Source organism: Streptomyces sp. NPDC012637, assembly GCF_042954805.1.
GTDB lineage: Bacteria > Actinomycetota > Actinomycetes > Streptomycetales > Streptomycetaceae > Streptomyces.
On sequence record NZ_JBIBDS010000011.1, the window covers coordinates 154,856 to 173,311 of the forward strand.

9 protein-coding genes are annotated in these 18,456 nt (G+C 76.7%); all 9 read right to left on the reverse strand.

Annotation, left to right across the window (positions count from 1 at the left end; genetic code table 11):
• Nucleotides 1–31: 31 nt before the first annotated feature.
• Entirely contained in the window at nt 32–2,398 is a 2,367-nt protein-coding gene (locus ACFY8W_RS35340; protein ID WP_391114584.1) for a hypothetical protein, read from the reverse strand.
• 3 nt (nt 2,399–2,401) lie between these two features.
• Nucleotides 2,402–4,555 (reverse strand): hypothetical protein, encoded by a 2,154-nt coding sequence (locus tag ACFY8W_RS35345; RefSeq protein WP_391114587.1) that lies wholly within the window; start codon nt 4,553–4,555, stop codon nt 2,402–2,404.
• A complete protein-coding gene (locus ACFY8W_RS35350; protein WP_391114590.1) occupies nt 4,552–7,335 on the reverse strand; it encodes a hypothetical protein in 2,784 nt (927 codons plus the stop codon). The genes ACFY8W_RS35345 and ACFY8W_RS35350 overlap by 4 nt, the downstream gene beginning before the upstream one ends.
• Nucleotides 7,332–10,823: a tubulin-like doman-containing protein gene (locus ACFY8W_RS35355; protein ID WP_391114592.1), complete on the reverse strand. Its 3,492-nt coding sequence runs from the start codon at nt 10,821–10,823 to the stop codon at nt 7,332–7,334. Before ACFY8W_RS35355 ends, ACFY8W_RS35350 begins: the two co-directional genes overlap by 4 nt.
• A 149-nt stretch (nt 10,824–10,972) precedes the next feature.
• A complete protein-coding gene (locus ACFY8W_RS35360) occupies nt 10,973–13,507 on the reverse strand; it encodes a VWA domain-containing protein (protein ID WP_391114595.1) in 2,535 nt (844 codons plus the stop codon).
• Nucleotides 13,508–13,532: 25 nt separating this feature from the next.
• Entirely contained in the window at nt 13,533–13,976 is a 444-nt protein-coding gene (locus ACFY8W_RS35365) for a Pycsar system effector family protein (RefSeq protein WP_391114597.1), read from the reverse strand.
• 188 nt (nt 13,977–14,164) lie between these two features.
• Nucleotides 14,165–15,553: a hypothetical protein gene (locus ACFY8W_RS35370; protein ID WP_391114599.1), complete on the reverse strand. Its 1,389-nt coding sequence runs from the start codon at nt 15,551–15,553 to the stop codon at nt 14,165–14,167.
• The gene (locus ACFY8W_RS35375; RefSeq protein ID WP_391114602.1) at nt 15,550–17,925 is read right to left on the reverse strand and encodes a hypothetical protein; all 2,376 of its coding nucleotides are present in this window, start codon (nt 17,923–17,925) and stop codon (nt 15,550–15,552) included. The genes ACFY8W_RS35370 and ACFY8W_RS35375 overlap by 4 nt, the downstream gene beginning before the upstream one ends.
• Nucleotides 17,922–18,194 carry a hypothetical protein gene (locus ACFY8W_RS35380; RefSeq protein ID WP_391114605.1) on the reverse strand — a complete coding sequence of 91 codons (273 nt, stop codon included), beginning with the start codon at nt 18,192–18,194 and terminating at the stop codon, nt 17,922–17,924. Before ACFY8W_RS35380 ends, ACFY8W_RS35375 begins: the two co-directional genes overlap by 4 nt.
• Nucleotides 18,195–18,456: the final 262 nt, after the last annotated feature.

Sequence of the window (18,456 nt, forward strand, 5' to 3'; positions counted from 1 at the left end):
GCGGCGCGCGCGTGGTACTCGGCGTGTCACGTCAGGCGGACGCGACGATCACGACGACCAGGGTCACGAGCAGCACGAGGACGGTGCCGAGGAGGGCGAAGGTCAGCCACCCGTGCTTCGAGTGCTCCGAACCCGGCGCGCCCGACGGGGAGGCCGGCAGGGTCGTACGGGTCGGGGGCCCGTCGTCGGGGTGGCGGGTGCCGGAGGCGGGACGGGTGGGTGCCGGGTCGCGGGTGCCGGGAGCGGGACGGGCCGGGCCGCGGGTGTCGGCACGGGCCGGGTCGCGGGGGTCGGCCGCCTTGCGGGCGGGCGCCGTGCGCGGTGGTGGCGGTGCGGCGGGACGGGGCTTGCCGGGGTCCGCGGCGCCGGTCGGGCGCGGGTTTTCGCGGCTCGGGGCGCGTTGCGGCGGGGGGCTCCCGGGGTGCGGGGGCGCGGCGCGCCGGGGCTCGCCGCCCGGGGCACGGTCGGGCCGCGGGCTGCCGGACCGAGCGGGCTCGGGGCTCGCCGCCAGGGAGCGGCGGCCCTCCGGGAGGGCGGCGAGGACGAGATCGCGCCATACGGGTTCCGGCAGCCCGGAGCGGCCGCGGACGATGGCACGGAACGCCGCCTGCATCGCCGGATCCGTCGTCGTCGCGAACCGGAGGAGCACCTCGGCGAGCCGGGCGGGCGCCGCGTCGTCGGCGTTCTTGCCGGCGAGCAGCGGGCGGACCGCCCAGTCGTGCAGGTCGGCCGCGTCGGCGGCGCGCCGCTCCGGGGCGACCCGTTCCTCTGGGTGGCGGCGGATGACGAAGTACTCCTCGCCGATCACCAGGTCGCACAGCTCGCGCCGGAGCGGGCGGCCCCATCGGGGAAGCCTGCGGTGGATCTCGGCGACCAGGAGCATCGTCACCGCGCGCGGGCGGCGCTCCCGGAGCGCGGCCAGCAGCTCCGCGTCGGTCGCCCGGGCCGCGGCGGCCCGGACGTCGTCGGGCGCCCAGGACCGTGCGAGCCGCTCCTCGAGACCGCTGTGCCGCCGTACCCCCCGCCGTGCGCCGCCCGCGGGCCCGCGCCGGTTCCGCGCCGGCACGCCCAGGACGGAACCGAGGCCCCGGCCGGACTGCCGCCCGTCCCCCTCGGACCCGGCGGCCGCCGCAGAGCCGTACGGACTGGGCCCCACCGCCTCGGCGACGGGCCCGTCCCACTGGTCGTCCGGCTCCACGGCCGGTGCGAGGTCGCCGGGCCGGGGCGCATGGCCGCGGCCCACGGCGCCGCCGCCCAGCACCGGCGACCGGCCGGAGGAACCCGAGGAACCACCCAGCGGGACCGAGGAACCCGAGGGGCCTGAGGAACCACCCAGCGGGACTGAGGAACCCGAGGAACCCGAGGGGCCTGAGGGGCCCGAGGAGCCCGGGGTCCGGGCGGTCGGTGTGCCGGGCGGGGCGGAACGCTCGCGCTCGCGCTCCCTGCCGCCGTTCCTGCCGCCGTTCCTGCCGCGGTCGTGGTCCAGGTCGTCGAGCGCCGTGCGGACCAGGCCGAGCAGCGAGGCGTCGGGGTGGCGGCGACGGGCGGCGCGGAGCGCCAGCCCCACCGCGTACCTGCGGCTCTCGCCGTCCGCCACGTCCCGCAGATGGTGGGCCACGAGCCGGGCGGCGACCGACTCCGCCTCGTCGCCGACGCGTTCGCGCGGGTCGGACCGCTGCCGGTCGGTGTTGCGGCTGGCCGCGCCCGCCCAGCGGCCGACGAACACGAAGCGCAGGTCGGGGAGTTCGGCGGTGTCATGGGTGGCGAAGGTCCATCGCGGCCCGACGACCTCGCCGAACAGGCCGTAGAGGCCCCACAGCACGGGCAGTGCCGTGTCGCCCCGCTCGTCCAGGAACGTGAAGCGGCCGTTCGGGCGGCGCAGCAACTCCGCCGTCGCGCCCACGAGTTCGCCCTCGGCACGGGCGAGGCGGAAGTCGAGGGCGTACAGGCCGTCGTCCGTCGCGCCGATCAGGTCCTCCTCCCGCACGTGGGGCAGCGCCCCGCGCACCCGGGCGAGCGGCAGGCCCGAGCCCTCCCAGGTCCAGTCGTGCAGACCGAGGCAGACCGTCGGCTCCAGGAGCTCGGCGCGGCCGACGAGGGCGTGGCAGATGGTGGAGGCGCCGCCGCCCGGGTCGGTCCAGGGGATGCGGCGTATCAGCATGGCCCTCGTCCGGCCCTGCAGCCGGATCAGGGCGGGCCGCACCTCCTCGCCGCTCGCCCGCAGCGCCGTTCTCGCCCTGCGGAACATCGCCTCCGCCTCGTCCCGCCCTCCCGACCAGGCGACGGGCCCGAAGCCGGTGGTGCCGGAGTCGTTCGCGCCGTCCCAGCGGAACACGATCTGGTCGACCCGTTCGACGGCGCCGCCGTCCGGCGTCGTCGGTCGTCCCGTCGGAGCCATCGGTCACTCCCTTCCTCGAAGCAGCCCGCACGCGGCGAAGACGGACAGCAGGGGTGCGAGCACCCGGCGCGGCCGGGCACCGTGCGGGAAGCGGTCGCCGCGGGCCTGCCCGCCGGTCGCGGCGACGAAGTGCAGGGTGCAGCGGGCGCAGTCGTCGAAGGGCCGCAGCCACGCGGAGCTCGCGTGGTGGTCCAGGAAGGCGTAGGCGTCCCGGCTCTCCGCCCGCTCGGCCGCCGCGTCGTAACGGGCCGGCAGCGCCCGCCCCAGCCAGCGGTCCACGGCCGGGTCGAAGCGCACCAGGTCGCTCTTGTTGACGGCGAGCGCCGCGGGCGCGGCGACGTAGCCGTCGGCCGCCCGGGGCAGCCGGTTGAGGACGGTGGTGAACGCCTCGTCGCCGAGGTCGCGGCGCGGCAGCCCGTAGCGGGCGCGGACCGGGTCGAGTGCCGGTGTCCGCAGTGCGCGCAGCGGGTCGACCACGAACACGAAGGCGTCCACGCCCATCAGGAAGCTGGTCACCGGCCCGTCCTGGGCGAGGTCCTCGCCCGCGAGGTCGAAGAAGACGACCGGGCGCGCGGTGCGGCCCGGAGCGGAGACCAGGAGTCCGTCGGCGAAGCGCGCGAAGGTCTGCTGACCGGTGCGGCCGAGCTGCCTGCCCTGCTGGAGGCTCTGCACCCGCTCGCGCAGATAGGTGCGGTGCGCTTCGGGGTTGAGCGGCAGGCACTTCAGTCCGTACGGCTCGAGGCCGCCGAGCTCGACCTCGCCGAGCATCGCGGCCATGAGGTGGGTCTTGCCGACGGCGGAGCTGCCGACGAAGGCGATGGAGAGCGGTTCGCCGTGGGTGAGGTAGGGGACGGGCAGTTCGTGCGCCTCGTCGCCCTCGCCGGTGTGCGGGCACAGGTGGTACGCGGTCCGCAGCAGGTCCTGGCGGTGGCCCGGGCGGTGCTCGGCGGACAGGTCGAGCGGGATGCGGTTGCCCTTGGCGTCGATGGTGACGAGGAGGTTCTCGTCGTACGTGACGGGCAGCAGGCAGTGCGGGCACATCCGCCCCGGTGGCGAGGGCGGTCCGAGGGTCCCGGCGTCGGTTGCGCCCCGGCCTCCGGCGGCCGGTCCGTCGGGCGGGTCGCCGAAGAACAGGGCGCGCAGGCCGCGCCGCTGGGGCGCCGGGCCGGAGAGGTCCGGGAGGTCGTCGTGGCCGGGCGGCGGGGTGGCGGCCCTGCGGGCGAGTTCGGCGTCGTAGCGGGCCCGTCCCGCGGCGAGCGGGTCGGCGGTGCCGACGGAGTGGGCGAGCGGGTCGGGCAGCCGGAGCAGCCGCAGCAGCTCGGCGGGAGCGGGCCGGGCGGCGGCGGTCGCCGCGAAGAGTCCGCTCTGGGCGAGTGCGGCGAGCCGCCGGTACTGTCCGAGGTCCTCCGGCGGCCCGTCGGCCCGGTCGGCGCGTCCGGGCGGGCCGGGGTGACCGGAGAGCAGGAGGTAGGCGAGCCGGGCGAGCGACCAGAGGTCGTCGCGGGCGTCGGCGGCGCCGCGGCCCGCCCGCTGCTCCGGGGAGGCCCAGGGCGCGGTGCCGAAGGGTTCGCGGGCCTCGCCCGCGCGCAGCGCCGCGTACGGCTCGGACAGCCGTACGTGGCTGCCGTCCCACCGTACGGTGTCGGGCGCCAGCGCCCGGTGGACCAGGCCCAGCTCGTCCAGGAGCCGTACGGCCAGGGCGAGTTGCCCGACGATCCGCTGCTGCTCGTCGGCGCCGAGGCGGGGCAGGCAGTCGGTGAGCGGCGCTCCGGCGGCGCGCCGGTAGAGGACGAACGGCTCGGCGCAGTCGAGGTCGAAGCCGACGACCCGGGTGAAGAGCTCGACGAACTTCTCGCCGCCGTAACGCCGTTCGAGAGTGACGGCCGCGGACACCTCCCGTTCGAGGCGGGTGTACGCGTGCGGGTCGGCCTGGGCTGACAGCGGCAGCCGGAACTGCGTGACGGGCCAGCCCGCGCCCAGCGTGGCCGGGCGCGTCCTCAGCTGCGGCCGGCCCGGCGCGCGGGCGTCGTCGCCGTAGCGGACGGCGAAGCGGACCGGTTCCTCCTGCGGGGTGAGGAACTCCAGCTCCTCGTGGGCCCCTTCGGGTTCGCGGACGGGTGGGGGTGGTACGGGGTCGGTCTGCCGGTCGGCGGTCATGGTGCTCCGTCCTCCTCTGCCAGGACCGTGTGCACGACGTCCGCACGCAGCGGTACGAGGCGCAGCACGCCCGCGTGCCGGCCGGCGTCGGTCCACACCACGTCCTCGGCGGTGCCCCGCCAGATGTCGTCGCCGGTGGTGCCGCGGCGCATGGTCTCGGGCACGAAGCGCACCCGGCGGACGGCTCCGGGTTCGTGGGAGAGCAGCCGCAGGTGTTCGGGCCCGCAGAGCGGGACGGTCAGGTGCGTGTCGTCGTCCTCGACGAGCAGCTTGGCCACACCGTCCGGTGCGACGCCGGTGAGCCGGGCCGCGTCGGGCCGTTCGCCGCGCTCCCGGCCGGGCGGCGGGGACGCGGCGGCGTCCCGTTCCAGCCGGGTGCGGGTCTCGTCGAGCAGCGCGGTCATGGGCGCGTCCAGGGGCAGTCGTCCCGCGTTGCCCGGGTCGCGCTCGATGCCCGCCCAGCAGCCGTCGAGGATCGTGGAGACCCCCTCGACCAGGTCGGTGACCAGGGTGTCGACGAGGGCCGGTCCCCCGTCGCCGTAGCGCCGCTCCAGCCAGCGCGGCACGGTGGCCGGGGCGGGAGCGGTGGCGGTGGCGGAAACGGCCGGAGCCGGGGCGGTCCGGGCGGAGGCCGGGGCTGCGGGTACCGCGGGGCGCCGCTCGTCCCGGCCGGACCAAGCGCCGCCGTCCTGCCAGGCGTCCGGGCCCGGGCGGGCGTGGCCGCCGGGCGCCGCGTCCGCGCCGGGCCGGACCTCGCGGCCGGGCCAGGCACCGCCGTCCTGCGACGCCTCACGGCCCGACCCGACGTCCGGTCCCGACCCGACGTCCGGTCCCGAACGGGCGTCCGTGCCCGGCCAGGCGGGCTGGTCGGACCACGCGGTGCCGGCGCCCGACGCGTCCGCACCCGCCGGTCGCGCGTCCGTGGCCGGCCAGGCGGGCTGGTCGGTCCACGTGGTGCCGGCGCCGTCCAGAGGATCGCCGCCGTCCGACCAGTCGTCCCAGTCCCAGTCGCCGGCCCGGCCCGCGCCACCGGTCCGGTTGGTCCCGCCGGGGCTTCCCGGACCGGCCGCGCCGCCGGTGGCGTACGGATCCGGGTTCCCGTACAGGTCGGAGACGGCCGGGCCGGGGTAGGCGTCTGCGGTCGTGGCGAGGCCGCGGAGCAGCCGGGCCACCGCGCCGGCGCCGTCCGAGCAGTGGTGGCGCACGTCGGCGAAGAGCCAGTCGTGCACGGCGGCCGTGACGAGCAGCGCGTGGATCTCGTCGAGGGCGCGTCCGGCGTCCTCGGGGTCCACGCGCTCCCACCAGTCGTCCACGCCGAGGGTCCAGTCCCGCAGGGCGAGCAGCACGACCGCGGCGACCGCGACGACCACGGCGGCCGCGGTGGCCCAGAGGGGCGGGCCGAGGGCCTGGCCGACGGCCGCCCCGGCGAGTCCGCCGACCAGGCCGCCGACGAGCCGTGGCCCCGAGCCCGTACTGCCTCCGCCGTCGAGGCGGCCGTCCGGCGAGCGGTTGGGGCGGCGGCGCAGCATCAGCAGCGCGAGGACGGCGGCGAGCAGGCCGACGGCGGGGCCGAGCGCCCAGCCGGCGCCCGGCCAGAGGCCCCCGAGCAGTGCGAGGACGCCGGTCACCAGCGCGGCGAGGAGTCGCGGGCCGCCCGCCCGGAACGGCTGCCGGGCATCGAGCCGGCCGATCCGGTCGGGTCCGCAGAGGGCGTCGAGGGCGGCGAGCCGGGCGGCGCTGCCCGCCGGAGCGGAGCGGGCGGCGAGGGCCGCGAGCCGGGCCGCGACCGAACGCAGCGGCAGGCGGCGTCCGATCAGTTCCTGGGTGTGGTCGCGCAGGGCGGGGACGATACCGGTGCGGGTGATCTCCCTTGGCATCTCCGGGAGTTGGATGCCGCGGTCGGCGAGGAGTCCGCGCTCCTCGACGCTCGGCCGGGTGCCGCCGGCGAGGGCGAAGGCGTCGGCGACGGTGCCGCGGAACTCGCGCAGGGCGCCCGCGAGCCGTTCGACGTCTCCGGGCAGATCGGTGTCCCGGCCCACCCGGGTGAGCAGGCCGGCCGGTCCGCGGACCCGCGCGTAGCCGTCGACGGCGTCGTCGAGGGCGCGCCGGCAGGCGAGCAGCCGGGAACCGGCCCGGCCGTGCGCGGGCAGCCAGTCGTGTCCGGAGAGCGAGCCCGGCACCGCCTCGTCGAGGAGCAGGGCGAGTTCGCTCGGGACGCCCCCGACGGTCGCGGCGACCGGGACGTCGGGGCCGGTCAGCGCCTCGACGGCCTGCCGCCAGGCGCGGGCGCGGGCCTCGTCGCTGAGGTCGTGCTCCAGGATCCGCACGGCGGGCACGGCGACGCCGCCCGCGACCCTGCCGAGGGCCCGCAGCACGGCGTCGAACACCTCGGGCGTCGCCAGCACCTCCACCAGCGGGCGCAGGGCGGCGGCGTCCGGGCCGCGGAAGCCGTCGAGCAGCCACAGCACCCCGGCGGCGGGGGGCCGCAGGGTGAGGGTGCGGCGCAGGTTCCGCTCACCCGGCGCGCCGACGGCCAGGCAGACGACGTGGGCGGGGCCGTAGGAGGACAGCCGCTCGTGGAGGAGCTGGTGGCCGACGAGCCGGTCGGCGTCGTCGACGACGAGGAAGCGGCGCTCGTCGGCCGCCTGGGGGACGGCGAGGGCGCGGCGGACCGCGTCCTCGGCGGCGTGGCGGTCCTCGGGGTCGTACGCCTCGGCGCGCAGGTCGAGGCAGACGGCGTGGCCCGGCGCCGGCTGTTCGGGGACGACGCGTGGGTTCACTCCTCCTCACCGTCCAGGTCCCACGGGTAGCCGCCGTCGCCGGGCTCGGGCGAGGCGTCGCGCAGGGGTGAGGCGTCGTCATCGGGCGAGGCATCGTGCACGGGCGAGGCGTCGCGCACGGGCGGGGCGTCGTCGTACCCGGGTGAGGCGTCGCGCACGGGCGAGGCGTCGTACACGGGCGAGGCGTCGCGCACGGGTGAGGGCACGGCCGGGGCGGGCGCCGCGGGCGCCGGGGGCGCGGAGGGCGCGGAGGGCGCGGGGATGAACGGGGCGACGGGCGCGACCGGTTCCGCGTGCACCGCGGGGGTCACCGGCGGACGGGCGTCCGGAACCGGCGCCCCGTGGGCCGCGGGGCCGTGGGCCACCGGGGCGTGGCGCTCGTACAGTGCCCGCAGCGTCGGCCGGGTGGGCCGGCCCGCGCCCGCGAAGCGCATGTCGAGCGCGGCCGGGTAGGTGACCTCCCAGAAGTCCCGCAGCGGCGCCAGCCATTCGGCGTCCTCCTCCGCGTACTCCAGGGCCATCTCGTCGAGCAGCGCCCGCTGTCGCGGCGCGATCTTCTCGACGAAGCGGACGAAGAGCGGCGAGGGACCCACGGGTGTGTGGGCGAGTCCCTTCGGCAGGGCCTGCATCAGCCGGCCGCAGAACTCCTCGATGATCTGCCCCTCGTCGAGCAGCGCCCACCGCTCGTACGCCCGGAGCAGTCCCGCCCAGCTGGAGAGCGCGCCGTCGAAGTCCTCCAGGCGCAGCGACATCGTCGCGGACTCGCCCTCCTGGAGCCGGATGCGCACCAGATGGGGCGACTCGTCCGGGCCCTCGGTGTGGATGTGGCCGTTCCACATCGCGCACAGCAGCCGGTGCAGGATCCGCCGCCGGTCCTCCTCCGTGGACACCAGCCAGTCGTCCTGGTGGCCGAGCCGCTGTCGCCAGTGGAGGAAGTCCTCCTGGCCGCCGGTGTCGCGGGCCTCGGCCCAGAGGCTGAGGACGCCCCGCACCTCGGAGATGTCGGTGAGGTTCATGCCGCTGCGGAACAGGACCACGGTGATCGACTCGGTGTCGACGGCGCGGTACTCCTGGGCGGCGCGCGGCGGCAGGTTGAGCTCCTGGCGCAGGTAGTCGGAGGCCCGGCCGTCGGACTCGCTCGCCGGGTGCACGATGAGGATCTTCAGGGGGCCGCCGCCGTCCGGCGTGAAGCCGACCGGGAGCAGGCCGGCGAGCGCCGCGCGGAACTGCTCGAGCCAGCGTCCGTCGACCTTCGACTCGGCGGACTCGTCGCCGGCGGCCGCGCGCAGCAGCAGGCCCATCGAGGGCAGCAGCGGGCGGGCGAACCGGTCGTCGTTGGCCTCGCCGAACAGCTTCTTCACGCGCCGCTCGACGACCTGCTTGATCTCCTTGACGGCGGCGCCGGGCGAGCGGCGCACCGCGTCGAGCGCGCTGCGCCACTCCTCGGGCCGGACGAGCCGTTCGAGCAGGCCGGCGGCGTCGGTGTTCTCCGGCAGGCCCTCGCTCTGTACGAGCCGGTCGAGGACGTCGTCGTAGAAGGCGCGCAGGCTGTTCTGCGGCGGCAGGAGGTAGGAGACGCCGGTGCGGTCGTCGCGGTACAGCTCGCGGCGCCGGTCGGCGAACAGCTTGGCCTCGTCCTGCTCGTGGGCGCGCAGTCCCTTGGCGAGCTCGCCGAGCTCGTGGAGGACCTTGGTGAGCGGGGGCCGCCACTGCGCCTCGCCGGCCTGCCAGGCCCGGTGCCACAGGGACCTCGCCCGCCACTGGAACCAGGCCTCCTGGCGGGCTAGCGCGTCCTGCACGTCCGGGTCGCTCCACTTGGCCGGTACGAGACCGCCGGCGCCGCGCCTGACGTGCGGGATGGCCGGGGCCGAGCTCTGTACGTCCGGGGGCCGCTCGGCGTCGTTGCGCCGGTTGTCCAGCATGCCGGTGAACCCGGCGGCGGCGACCCGGTCCGCGTGGCCGGGCTGCCCGTTCAGGACGGCCTCGACGCGGAACGGGCTGATGACGCCGAGGAGTTCGCGCACGGCCGTGCCGGGCTTGAAGTCCTCGGTGAGCCGGGGCACCTCGCGGGCGAGGTCCGCCTCCAGGCGGCGCAGCGCGTCCTCCATGTCGCCGAGGCGGTTGCGCAGCTCCTGGGTGATCGCGTTCCTGCCCTTGGGGAGCTGTTCGGGCAGCGGCACGTCGGGGGCCTCGCGGTTCCACAGCCGGCCGATGCCGGAGCGGCTGAACATGTCCTGGACGAGCTGCTTGTCCTCGGGCGTGGTGCGGCGGGCCTTCTCGCCGAGGCCGCGGACGGCCTGCGCGAGGAGCCGGGCGGCGACTATCTCGGCGAGGTCGTCGACGGGCACGGTGAGGGAGGCGGCGAGGCTGGTGGACATGCCGCGGTAGCCGATGCCGGTGCGGGCGGGCGTGGAGCGTTCGACGCTCTTGTTGATGAAGCTGGCGGCGAAGGACTGGTAGTCGTCCTCGGACCGTCCGGCGGCGCCGGTGTCCTCGCTGAGTTCGGTGCCGATCAGCGACATCACCATGGCGGTGATGGAGCGGCGCAGGTCCTCGGTGCCGATGACGGCGGGCTTGGAGAAGAGGAAGGCGGTCTGGACCGTGGAGGGCCGCAGGGCGACCACGCCGTCGACCGGGTAGTGGACGCTGATCCGGCCGCGCTGTTCGACGTCGCCGACGTCGTCCAGGGCGTCGGGCACGTTCTGGTCGTCGACCAGCCGGGAGAGGTCCACGAGGGCGCGGGCGGCGTTGAGTTCGGCCTCGCGTCCGCCACCCGCCTCGGGCGGGAAGGCGGAGGGCATGACTACCAGCGGGTAGATCTTGACGCCGGGCACCTTGCCCTTGCGGAACTCGTGGCCGATGAGGTGGATGAAGTCGTAGAAGATGCCGGCGCCGGTGCCGCCGGCCACGGAGAACGCGACGAAGACGTCGCATCCGCGGATGCGGCTGCCGCCCACGCGCTGGAGGTCGCCGGCCGCGTTCCCGATCGCGCCGATGGCCTCGCGCAGCTGGCGCAGGACCGGTTCGAGACCGGAGCGCATGGTCGCGAAGAGGGCGGCACGGCCGACGGTGGGCAGCTGGCCCGCGCCGTTGTGGAGCGGGGCGACGCGCGGCTGACGGGCCTGCGGCGGCAGCCAGAGCCGGGTCTCCTCGTGGAGCGCGACCCGCAGCATGCGGGTGACCTCGGGCGAGGAGTCGTAGTCGGTGGGCAGCAGGTCGCGGACCATCCGGGAGGTACGGGCGAACGCGGCGCTCTCGGCGCCCTTGGCCCGGAACTGGGGCTGGCGGGTCAGTTCCGCCTCGCTGAAGTCCGCGTACACGAACTGCAGGCAGTCGGGCAGCTGGAAGGGCAGCCGCCGGCCGCCGTCGACGAGTTCGGTGCCGTCAGGGCCGCACAGTTCGCGGCGCAGGCTGCGTTCGAGCTCGCTGCCGATGCGGCCGCCGGTGCCGCCGAGGCCCACGAAGAGCATGGGCTGGTAGATCTTCATGTCGTCTCCCCTGAGGGCCCCGAGGACCCTTCTCCGTTCGTGCGTGGGGCGGTCGTGCGTGGGGGGGGTCGTTGCGTGTGGGGTTCGGTGCGCGGGGGTGTCGGTGCGCGGGGCGGTCGTGGGCGCGGCGGTGCGGGGCGCGGCCCGGATCAGAAGTCCGGGTCCCAGACGGCGGGTGTCGAGGACGTGGTCGGCGCGGTCGCGTCGCCCCTGGTGGCGGGGGGCACGGCGTCGGACGGCGCGTCGGCACCGCCGCGCCGTCCGGGGCGGCCGGGTCTGCCGGGCCGGCCGTTGCCCCCGGCCCGTCCCGGGCGCGGGACGGACAGCAGGCGGCCACCGCCCTGGAGCCGGTCGCGGACGGGACGCCGGCCGTCCCGGACCACCAGCTCGCACTCGTCGAGGCCGAACGGCTCGCCCGGCCGGATCGACGACTCGCGGCCCCGGTGCGGCCGCAGCAGCAGCTCGCCCGCGCCGGTCCTGCGCAGCCGGTGCGCGGGCCCGCCGCCGCGGGCGCGCCGCAGCGTGGGCGCGGCCCCGCGCGGCTCCTCCACGGTGAACAGGTACTCCCCGCCCCCGCTCTGGCCCGTGCGGACGGTGAGCGTGTCCAGGACCCGGCCGTCCCTGCGGAGTTCGAGCCTGACCCCGGTCAGGTCCCGGAGGCGGTTGCGGGCGGCGATCCGGACGGCGGCGACGGCGGCGAGCAGGACGGCGACGACGGCGCCCCCGACGACGTACGGCCACCAGCGGTCCCACCACGTGGGCGGTGCCTCGACGCGGACGTCGAGGAAGGCGGCGTCGAGCTTGCGGTCGCCGTCGTCGGTGTCCAGGACGAGCAGCCTGCCGCCGAGTTCGCCGAGCGGGGTGCCGGGGCCGACGGTGAGGGTGAACTCGACGCTGGTGGCGGGGCCCGGCCGGGCGACGACGGTGGCCGGGCTGATCCTCGGCCCGCCGGCGTTCCCGGCCGCGGCCGTGCCCGCACCGACCGTGGCCCCCGACGCGTCCTGGGCGTCCTGGCCGTCCTGGCCGTCTTCGAGGGCGAGGCGGAGGGTGTGCGGGACGGAGTCCCTGTTGGTGATGTCGATCCGGCCCCGCACGGTGTCGCCGGGGTGGACGGTGGCCCCGTCGACCGAGACCTGCGCCTCCAGGAGCGGGTCGCCCTCCGTGATGTGGGTGTGGAACGGGCGCCGGTCGGAGGTGACGCCCGGCGCGGACATGTCCGCGGTGATCTCCAGGTCGCCGGTCGCGGCGGCCGGCACGGTGAGCCTGCCGGTGAAGCGGACGTCCCCGGCCCGGCGGTCGGGCGCCTTGCCGTCGTCGGCCAGCCGGACGGTCACCGGGGCGAAACCGCCCTCGCCGGTGAGCCGGGCGGTGACGGTGATGCCCTCCAGCTGGCGCGGGTCGGTGATGACGACCCCGCGGCGGGTCTGCATCCGCACCTCGACGACGGCCTCCTGGCCGGGGCGGGGGGCTACGGGGTCGAGGACCACGGTGGACCGCAGCCGGCCCTGCCAGATGGCCCGGACGGCGACCTCGCGGTCCCGGTGGCCCTCAGGGGCCTCGACCCGTACCCGCCAGCGGCCGGGCAGCGGGTTCTTGACGCGCAGCGCCTCGACCGGCCCGTCCGCGCCGCTCACCTCGAAGGCCGAGCCGTCGAAGTCGCCGCGCGTGGGCACCTTGCGGCCCGCCGGGTCGTAGTAGGTGACCCGTACCTTCGGGTCGTGCTTGCTGACGGTCAGCGAGCCGTCGGTGGCGATGGGCGGGATCGACACGTACAGGTCGGCGGGCGGCTTGCCGACGGTGCCGTGGGAGATCCGGGCGCAGCGCGCGGCGGCGAAGGTCTCCTGGAGCGCCTTGTCGATCTCGGCGGAGCCGGCGACCACCCGCATCCTGGGCACGGAACCGGGCACGTCGGAGCAGGCGCCGCGGTAGCCGCCCTCGGCCATCGCGGTGAGCGCGGCCCGGTCGATCTCGCCGCCGAAGCCCAGCGGCCAGATCTGCACCCCGGCCTCCCGCGCCCTGGCCAGCTCCTCGGTGAGGCGCTTCTCGCCGTTGGACTGGCGGCTCGGGCCGTCGGTGCCGTACTCGGGGCTGTCGCTGACGTCGAGCCGGCCGTCGGTGAGCAGGAAGACCACCTTGGGCGTCTTGCGGGCCTTGTCGTCGGCCGCGCCAGGCCCTCCGCCCTCGGTGAGGCGGGTGACGGCCTGGCGGACGGCCGCCGGGAAGTCGGTGCCGGGGCCCATCCTGGACCGGTCGCGGCGGTTGAGCTCCTTGACGCAGTCGCTGAGCCGCTGCCGTCCGGCCGCGTCGACGACGGTCGGCGGACACACTTCGCGCACGGGCGACTGGCCGGCCTTCTCCGAGCTGCCGAAGCCGATCACGGCGGCCCGGGAGCGCTCGGAGATCTCGCCCTGGCTGAGCAGGGCGGCGGCCTCGGTCTCGCGGGCGAGGTCCTCGTCGGAGAGGCTCGCCGACTGGTCGACGACGACCGCGAAGTCGATCGGGTCGGCGCCCTCGGCGGGATCGGCCGCCACGGCCTGGCGCGGGTGCGGCGCGTACGGGGCCGCGGCGGCGGGGCCGCCGAGCGGCGCGGAGAGGACGAGCAGGGCGGAGAGGACGGGCGGCACTCCGGTGAGGAGGCCGCGGAGCAGCGGGCCGCCCTTGCGGACGCTCTGCCTCGGTGTCATCAGCACGGTCACCTTCATGGTCGTGTCACCACAGTTCGCTGAGGAGGGCCAGGAGGGCGCCGAGCACGAGGGCGGCGACGCCGAGCCGCAGCCACCGGTATTTGGCGGCGAGGACGAGCCCCTGGACGCTCGCCTGTTCCAGGAGCCATCCGGTGGCGTCCGGGCCCGCGGCCTCCAGACGGGCGCGCAGCGCGTCCGCCGGGGTGCCGGAGACGAGGTCGCGGAGCAGGGTGCGGTCGGCGCCCGGCCGGGTGCGGGGCAGGACGACGGAGACCAGCATCAGGACCCCGGAGGTCCACAGCACGCCGGCCGTGACGAGCAGCACGAGACCGGCGCCGTCCGGGAGCGGGCCGCGGTCGCGGGAGAACACGATCGCGAGGAAGGCGAGCGCGCCGGAGAGCAGGATCGCCGCCTTGGTGTCGGCCCTGCCGATGTCCTCGCGGACGGTGGCCAGCAACTGCTCGGCCATCCGTCGCAGTTCACCGGGCTCCGGCACGGGAGCGGTACGGGCCGAAGGCCCCTGGCGCTCCCGTGGGGGATCCGCGACCGGTCGCGGACCGGGTGCGGAAGCGGGTGCGGGTGCGGGGGCGGGCGTGGGTGCGGGTATGGGCGTGGGAGCGGGTGTGGGCGTGGAGGTGTTGCCGCCCTGCGGGGTGCTCATTCGTCGTCCCAGTCGTCGAACTCGGCGCTCGGCCGTGCGGGCCGCCGGGGAGCGTCGTACGGCTCGCGGTCGTCGTGCGGGTCGTACGACGCGCGGGTGTCGTAGGCGTCGTCGCCGCGCTTGCGGCCGTCGGGGTCCTCGGGGTCCTCGGTCTCGAAGGAGGCCTGGACGCTGGTCGGTTCGTAGACGCGCGGGTCCGGAGGCGCGTCGGGTAAGGGCTCCTCGTCCCAGTTGGGCGCGGTGGGCTCCGGGCGGGCGGCCTCCAGGGCGCGGCGGCCGGAGCGGCGCGTGGTCTCCAGGACCCGGTCGGCGACGCCGCCGAGGATGGTGTCGGTGCTGCCGCGCAGGTGCTGGAGGACCTGGAACGCCTGCTCGTCGATCTCGTGCCGTTCGAGCACGCCGGAGTCGAGGAGCCTGTTGAAGACGGCGAGGAGGTCGGCCTGGCCCTCGCGCTTCTCGCGCTGGAGCTGCGTGCGGATGTCCCATTCCTGTTCGGGGTTCCGGGCCATGTGGTGGGCGATCTGGGCCAGGTCGCCGCGCCGGAACATGGCTTCGAGGTCGGCGGCGCGGGCCGCGATCCGCTTCCGCTCCCATTCCTCCTTGCGCAGTTCGGCCTCGGCCACCCGGTCGTCGGAGCGGCTGGCCACCCCGACGAGGTCGCCGCGGGCGACCTCCTCCCGGGTGGGTTCGGCGAGGTCGAAGAAGACGTAGACCTGGGTGCGCAGTCCGATGTCCCGGCCGATGACCAGGCGTCCGGAGGCCAGCTCGTCCCGTACGGCCTCGTCGGCGCGCTGGGCCTCGGTGAGCCGGAAGCGGCGGGAGAGCGAGCGCAGTCCGTCGAGGAGGTCGTCGTGGAGCAGCTCCGCGACGTTCCACGCCTGCTCCTTGACGACGAGGTACGGGTCCTCGACCTTCCACTGCACCCGCACCCGGACGCTGAACGAGGAGCCGTCGCCGGCGGCGGGCAGCTGGAGTTCGAACTCGGTGACGTGGCGCCCGAGCTGGACCTCGAAGATGGTGTACGGGGTGCGGAGGAGGGGCTTGTCGACGTCCTCCTTGCGGTCCGGCCAGACGATCCGGTGGCCGCCCTTGCGGTAGAGCATGACGGCGGCGATCTGCCCGCTGGTGCGGCGGTACGGGGGCGCGCACTCGCGCAGCAGCGGCCCGAGGGGCCCGCCGCCCCGTCGCCGCGCGCCCTGTCCCCGGCCGTCGCCCTGCCGCTTCCCCTCGTCCGGACGCCCGCCCTGCCTGCCCTGCTGCCCCTGTTGGCCCTGGGCGCGTGCCCGGCCCTGGCCCTGCTGCGCCTGCCGGTCCTGGGCGCGCTGCCGGCCCGGCTCCCGCTCGTCGCGCATCCGCTCCCGTCCGTCCGGGTTCGGCCCGTTCATCGCTTCGCTCCTTCCGCGACGGCGTCCCACATGCGGCGCGCCGCGCTCTTGTCCAGGGGCCGGTCCCGGTCCCGTACCAGGTCGTTGAGGAGGCCGCGGAGCCGGTCGCGGTCGCGGCGCTCGACGGAGACGAGGGGGAGCAGCCCGCACACGAGGTCGAGCGTCGTGGCGTCCTTGGCGGCGCGGCGCAGCAGGCTGCCCATCCCGTCGAGCGCGGTCTCCCCGGCCCGCGCGGTGTTCAGGCTGTGCCGCAGCAGGCCGCCGAGCGCGGGCGCGAGATCGGGCCGGGTGGCGAGCAGCGCGACCACCAGCGGGCGGGCGGCGTGCTCGTCGAGCTCCGGAACGTCGCGCAGGCCCCACAGGTAGGTGGTGCGGGTGGTGAGGCTCCTGATCACGGTCACGTGCACGAGGTTGGACAGGCTCATGCGCCCGTCCACGAGCCAGCGCTCCAGGCGCCGCAGGACCGGCTCCGGGTCGCCGGAGGCGAGCAGTCGGGTGAGGCTGAACGCGGCGGCGACGAGCACGTCGACATCGTCCGCCTCGTGCGCCCTGACCACGCGCGCGATGGCGTCGAGCGAACCGCGCAGGCCGCCCGCCGCGTACTCGTACCCGTGGGTGAGCAGGGCCGTGTCCAGGAGGTTGGTGTCGCCCGACTCCGTCCAGTCCTTCACGGTGGCGGCGACCGCCGGCCGTACCTCGGGATCGCGGGCGGCTTCGGCGAGCGCCGTCGCCGCGGCCATCCGCGCCACCGGGTCGTCCATGCCCGCGAGCGGCGCGACGAGTTCGTGGTAGCCGTGGATCCAGTCCCAGGAGCAGAGCACGCCGGCCGCGATGGAGGCCCGGACCCACACCTCGGGACGGGGGTCGTCGCACAGGGCGCGCAGCCAGCGGGCGACGGGCCCGCGCACGTTGTGGTAGCCGTGCCAGACCTCGGCGAGCACGGCGCCGGCGAGCGCGCTGCCCTGGAAGCGGATGGCCCGCACGGGCACCTTGGCGCGGCCGAGGTCGAGCTCGGCGTCCCGCAGGACCGAGCGGGCGAGCACCGGCCGGTGTTCGGCATGGGTGCCGAACAGGCGGCGCCCGGCCGGGTGTTCGGGATCGAGCGTGACGGCGAACTCCCAGGCGAGAAGCTCGGCGGCCTCGGTGGCGATGCTGTACGGGGAGCCGTCGAAGACGGCCACGGAGATCCGGAACGCGGCGGCGTTGAGCAGCGGCAGCGCCTCCGGCAGGGTGCCCGGCCGGTCGGCGCCCGCGAACCACTCGCGTGCCTGGACCCGTACGAAGGAGGCGCACTCCTCCAGGAGCCGCTCGTCCGTGAGGGTCCCGCGCCGGTGCCCGGCCAGATGGTCGGCGAGCCGGGCGGCCTCGCGCGGCCGGAGCTCCTCGAGGCCGAGGGCCTCGACCACGTCGGACCTGACGGCCAGCTCCCGGGCCTCGGCGGCGGCCTCCTCGGGCGCGCCGCGCAGCAGCAGCCTGAGGTGGCGGTGCAGGACGTCGGCGGCGGGCGGCGGCGCGCAGTACATCCCGTAGCGCCCGCGCAGCAGCCGGTCCGCGAGGTCGCCGTTCCCGACGACGATCACGGCGTATCCGTCGACGCCGCCGAGGAGGTCGGCGAAGCGGTCGAGGTGGAGTTCGGAGAGGCGCACCGGCGGGCGGCGGGCCGGTTCGCCGCGCTCGCCGGGCGGGCGGCGCGGTCCGCCCTCGGCGCGGATGTCCTCCGGGCGGTGCCCCACGAGGTGGCCCGCCTTCTCGTGGAGGGCGTCGGCGGTGATCTCGTCGACCCCGTGGCGCGGGTCGAGCCGGTACACCCGGCGGGCGGCCACCTCGGCGAGCAGGGCGAGCGCGGTGGCCTTGCGGCCGCTGCCCGGTTCGCCGCACAGCACGAGGACGCGGTGGCTGCGCAGCCGCTCCTTCATCCGCTGGTAGCCGGCCGTCTCGCAGTACACGTCGTCGAGGTGGTCCAGGGTCTCGGCCGGGACCGTGCCCTGCACGAAGTCCGACCGGTCCTGGTACCAGAAGTCGAAGCGGTCGCCGTAGTGGACGTAGGCGTCGCGGCCCGCGGAGTTGCGGTGGTCGCCCGGCGCGCCCTGGCGCAGGGACTGGAGCGCGGCGCGCGCCGTGGCGGCGCCGCCGGTACCACCCGCTCCGCCGAGCGGGCCGCGGCCCATGGTGTCGAACGGGTTGCTGTCGCGGGCCGCTTCGCCGGACCCGCCGTCGCCCGTCGGGGCCGCGCCGCCGGAGCCGCCGCCGTCACGGCCTCCGCCGGCCCTGGCTCCGCCGCCTCCGCCGCCGGCGTTCGCCGGGGCGGGATCGGGCTTGGGCTCGGCGTCGGAGGAGGCACCACCGCCGTGGTCGAGGTCGTCGTCGCTCATGCCCGCTCCTCCCGCTCGCCGTACCAGCCCGGGGCCTCGGAGGCCTCGTCGGCGTCCGCCCCGGCTCCCGCCCCGACTCCCGTTCCCGCGGCCGCCTCCGCGGTCCGGCGCTCGTCCCCGGCCGCCCCCTCGTCCCCGGCCTCCCCTTCGGCCTCGATCTCGTCCCAGTCCGGCTCCCAGGCCTCCTCCGGGACCTCCTCGCGCACCACGTGCCGCACCTCGTTGCGGATGCCGGTGAACCCGCCGTGGATCGTGTTGCCCTCGATCACCTGGATGTCGCGCCCGGCGGTGTACGTCCGGTTGCCCGAAGGCGCCCGGGACGGTGAGGACGCGGGGATCGCGGGGGCCGAGGCTGCCGGGGACGGCTTCGGCGGGGGGTTCGGTGAGGGTCTGCCGGGGGGGGGGGGGGGGCCCCCCCCCCCCCCCCCCCCCCCCCCGGGCCCCCCCCCCCCCCCCCCCCCCCCCCCCCCCCCCCGGCCCCCCCCCGGCCCCCCCCCCCCCCGCGCGGGGCCCCCCCCCCCCCCCCGCGGT

What these genes read in the sequence shown, in the direction of transcription:
- ACFY8W_RS35355 (WP_391114592.1), bottom strand. Translation starts at nt 10,823, where the DNA reads ATGAAGATCTACCAGCCCATGCTCTTCGTGGGCCTCGGCGGCACCGGC.
- ACFY8W_RS35370 (WP_391114599.1), bottom strand. Translation starts at nt 15,553, where the DNA reads ATGAACGGGCCGAACCCGGACGGACGGGAGCGGATGCGCGACGAGCGG.
- ACFY8W_RS35345 (WP_391114587.1), bottom strand. Translation starts at nt 4,555, where the DNA reads ATGACCGCCGACCGGCAGACCGACCCCGTACCACCCCCACCCGTCCGC.
- ACFY8W_RS35360 (WP_391114595.1), bottom strand. Translation starts at nt 13,507, where the DNA reads ATGACACCGAGGCAGAGCGTCCGCAAGGGCGGCCCGCTGCTCCGCGGC.
- ACFY8W_RS35365 (WP_391114597.1), bottom strand. Translation starts at nt 13,976, where the DNA reads ATGGCCGAGCAGTTGCTGGCCACCGTCCGCGAGGACATCGGCAGGGCC.
- ACFY8W_RS35375 (WP_391114602.1), bottom strand. Translation starts at nt 17,925, where the DNA reads ATGAGCGACGACGACCTCGACCACGGCGGTGGTGCCTCCTCCGACGCC.
- ACFY8W_RS35340 (WP_391114584.1), bottom strand. Translation starts at nt 2,398, where the DNA reads ATGGCTCCGACGGGACGACCGACGACGCCGGACGGCGGCGCCGTCGAA.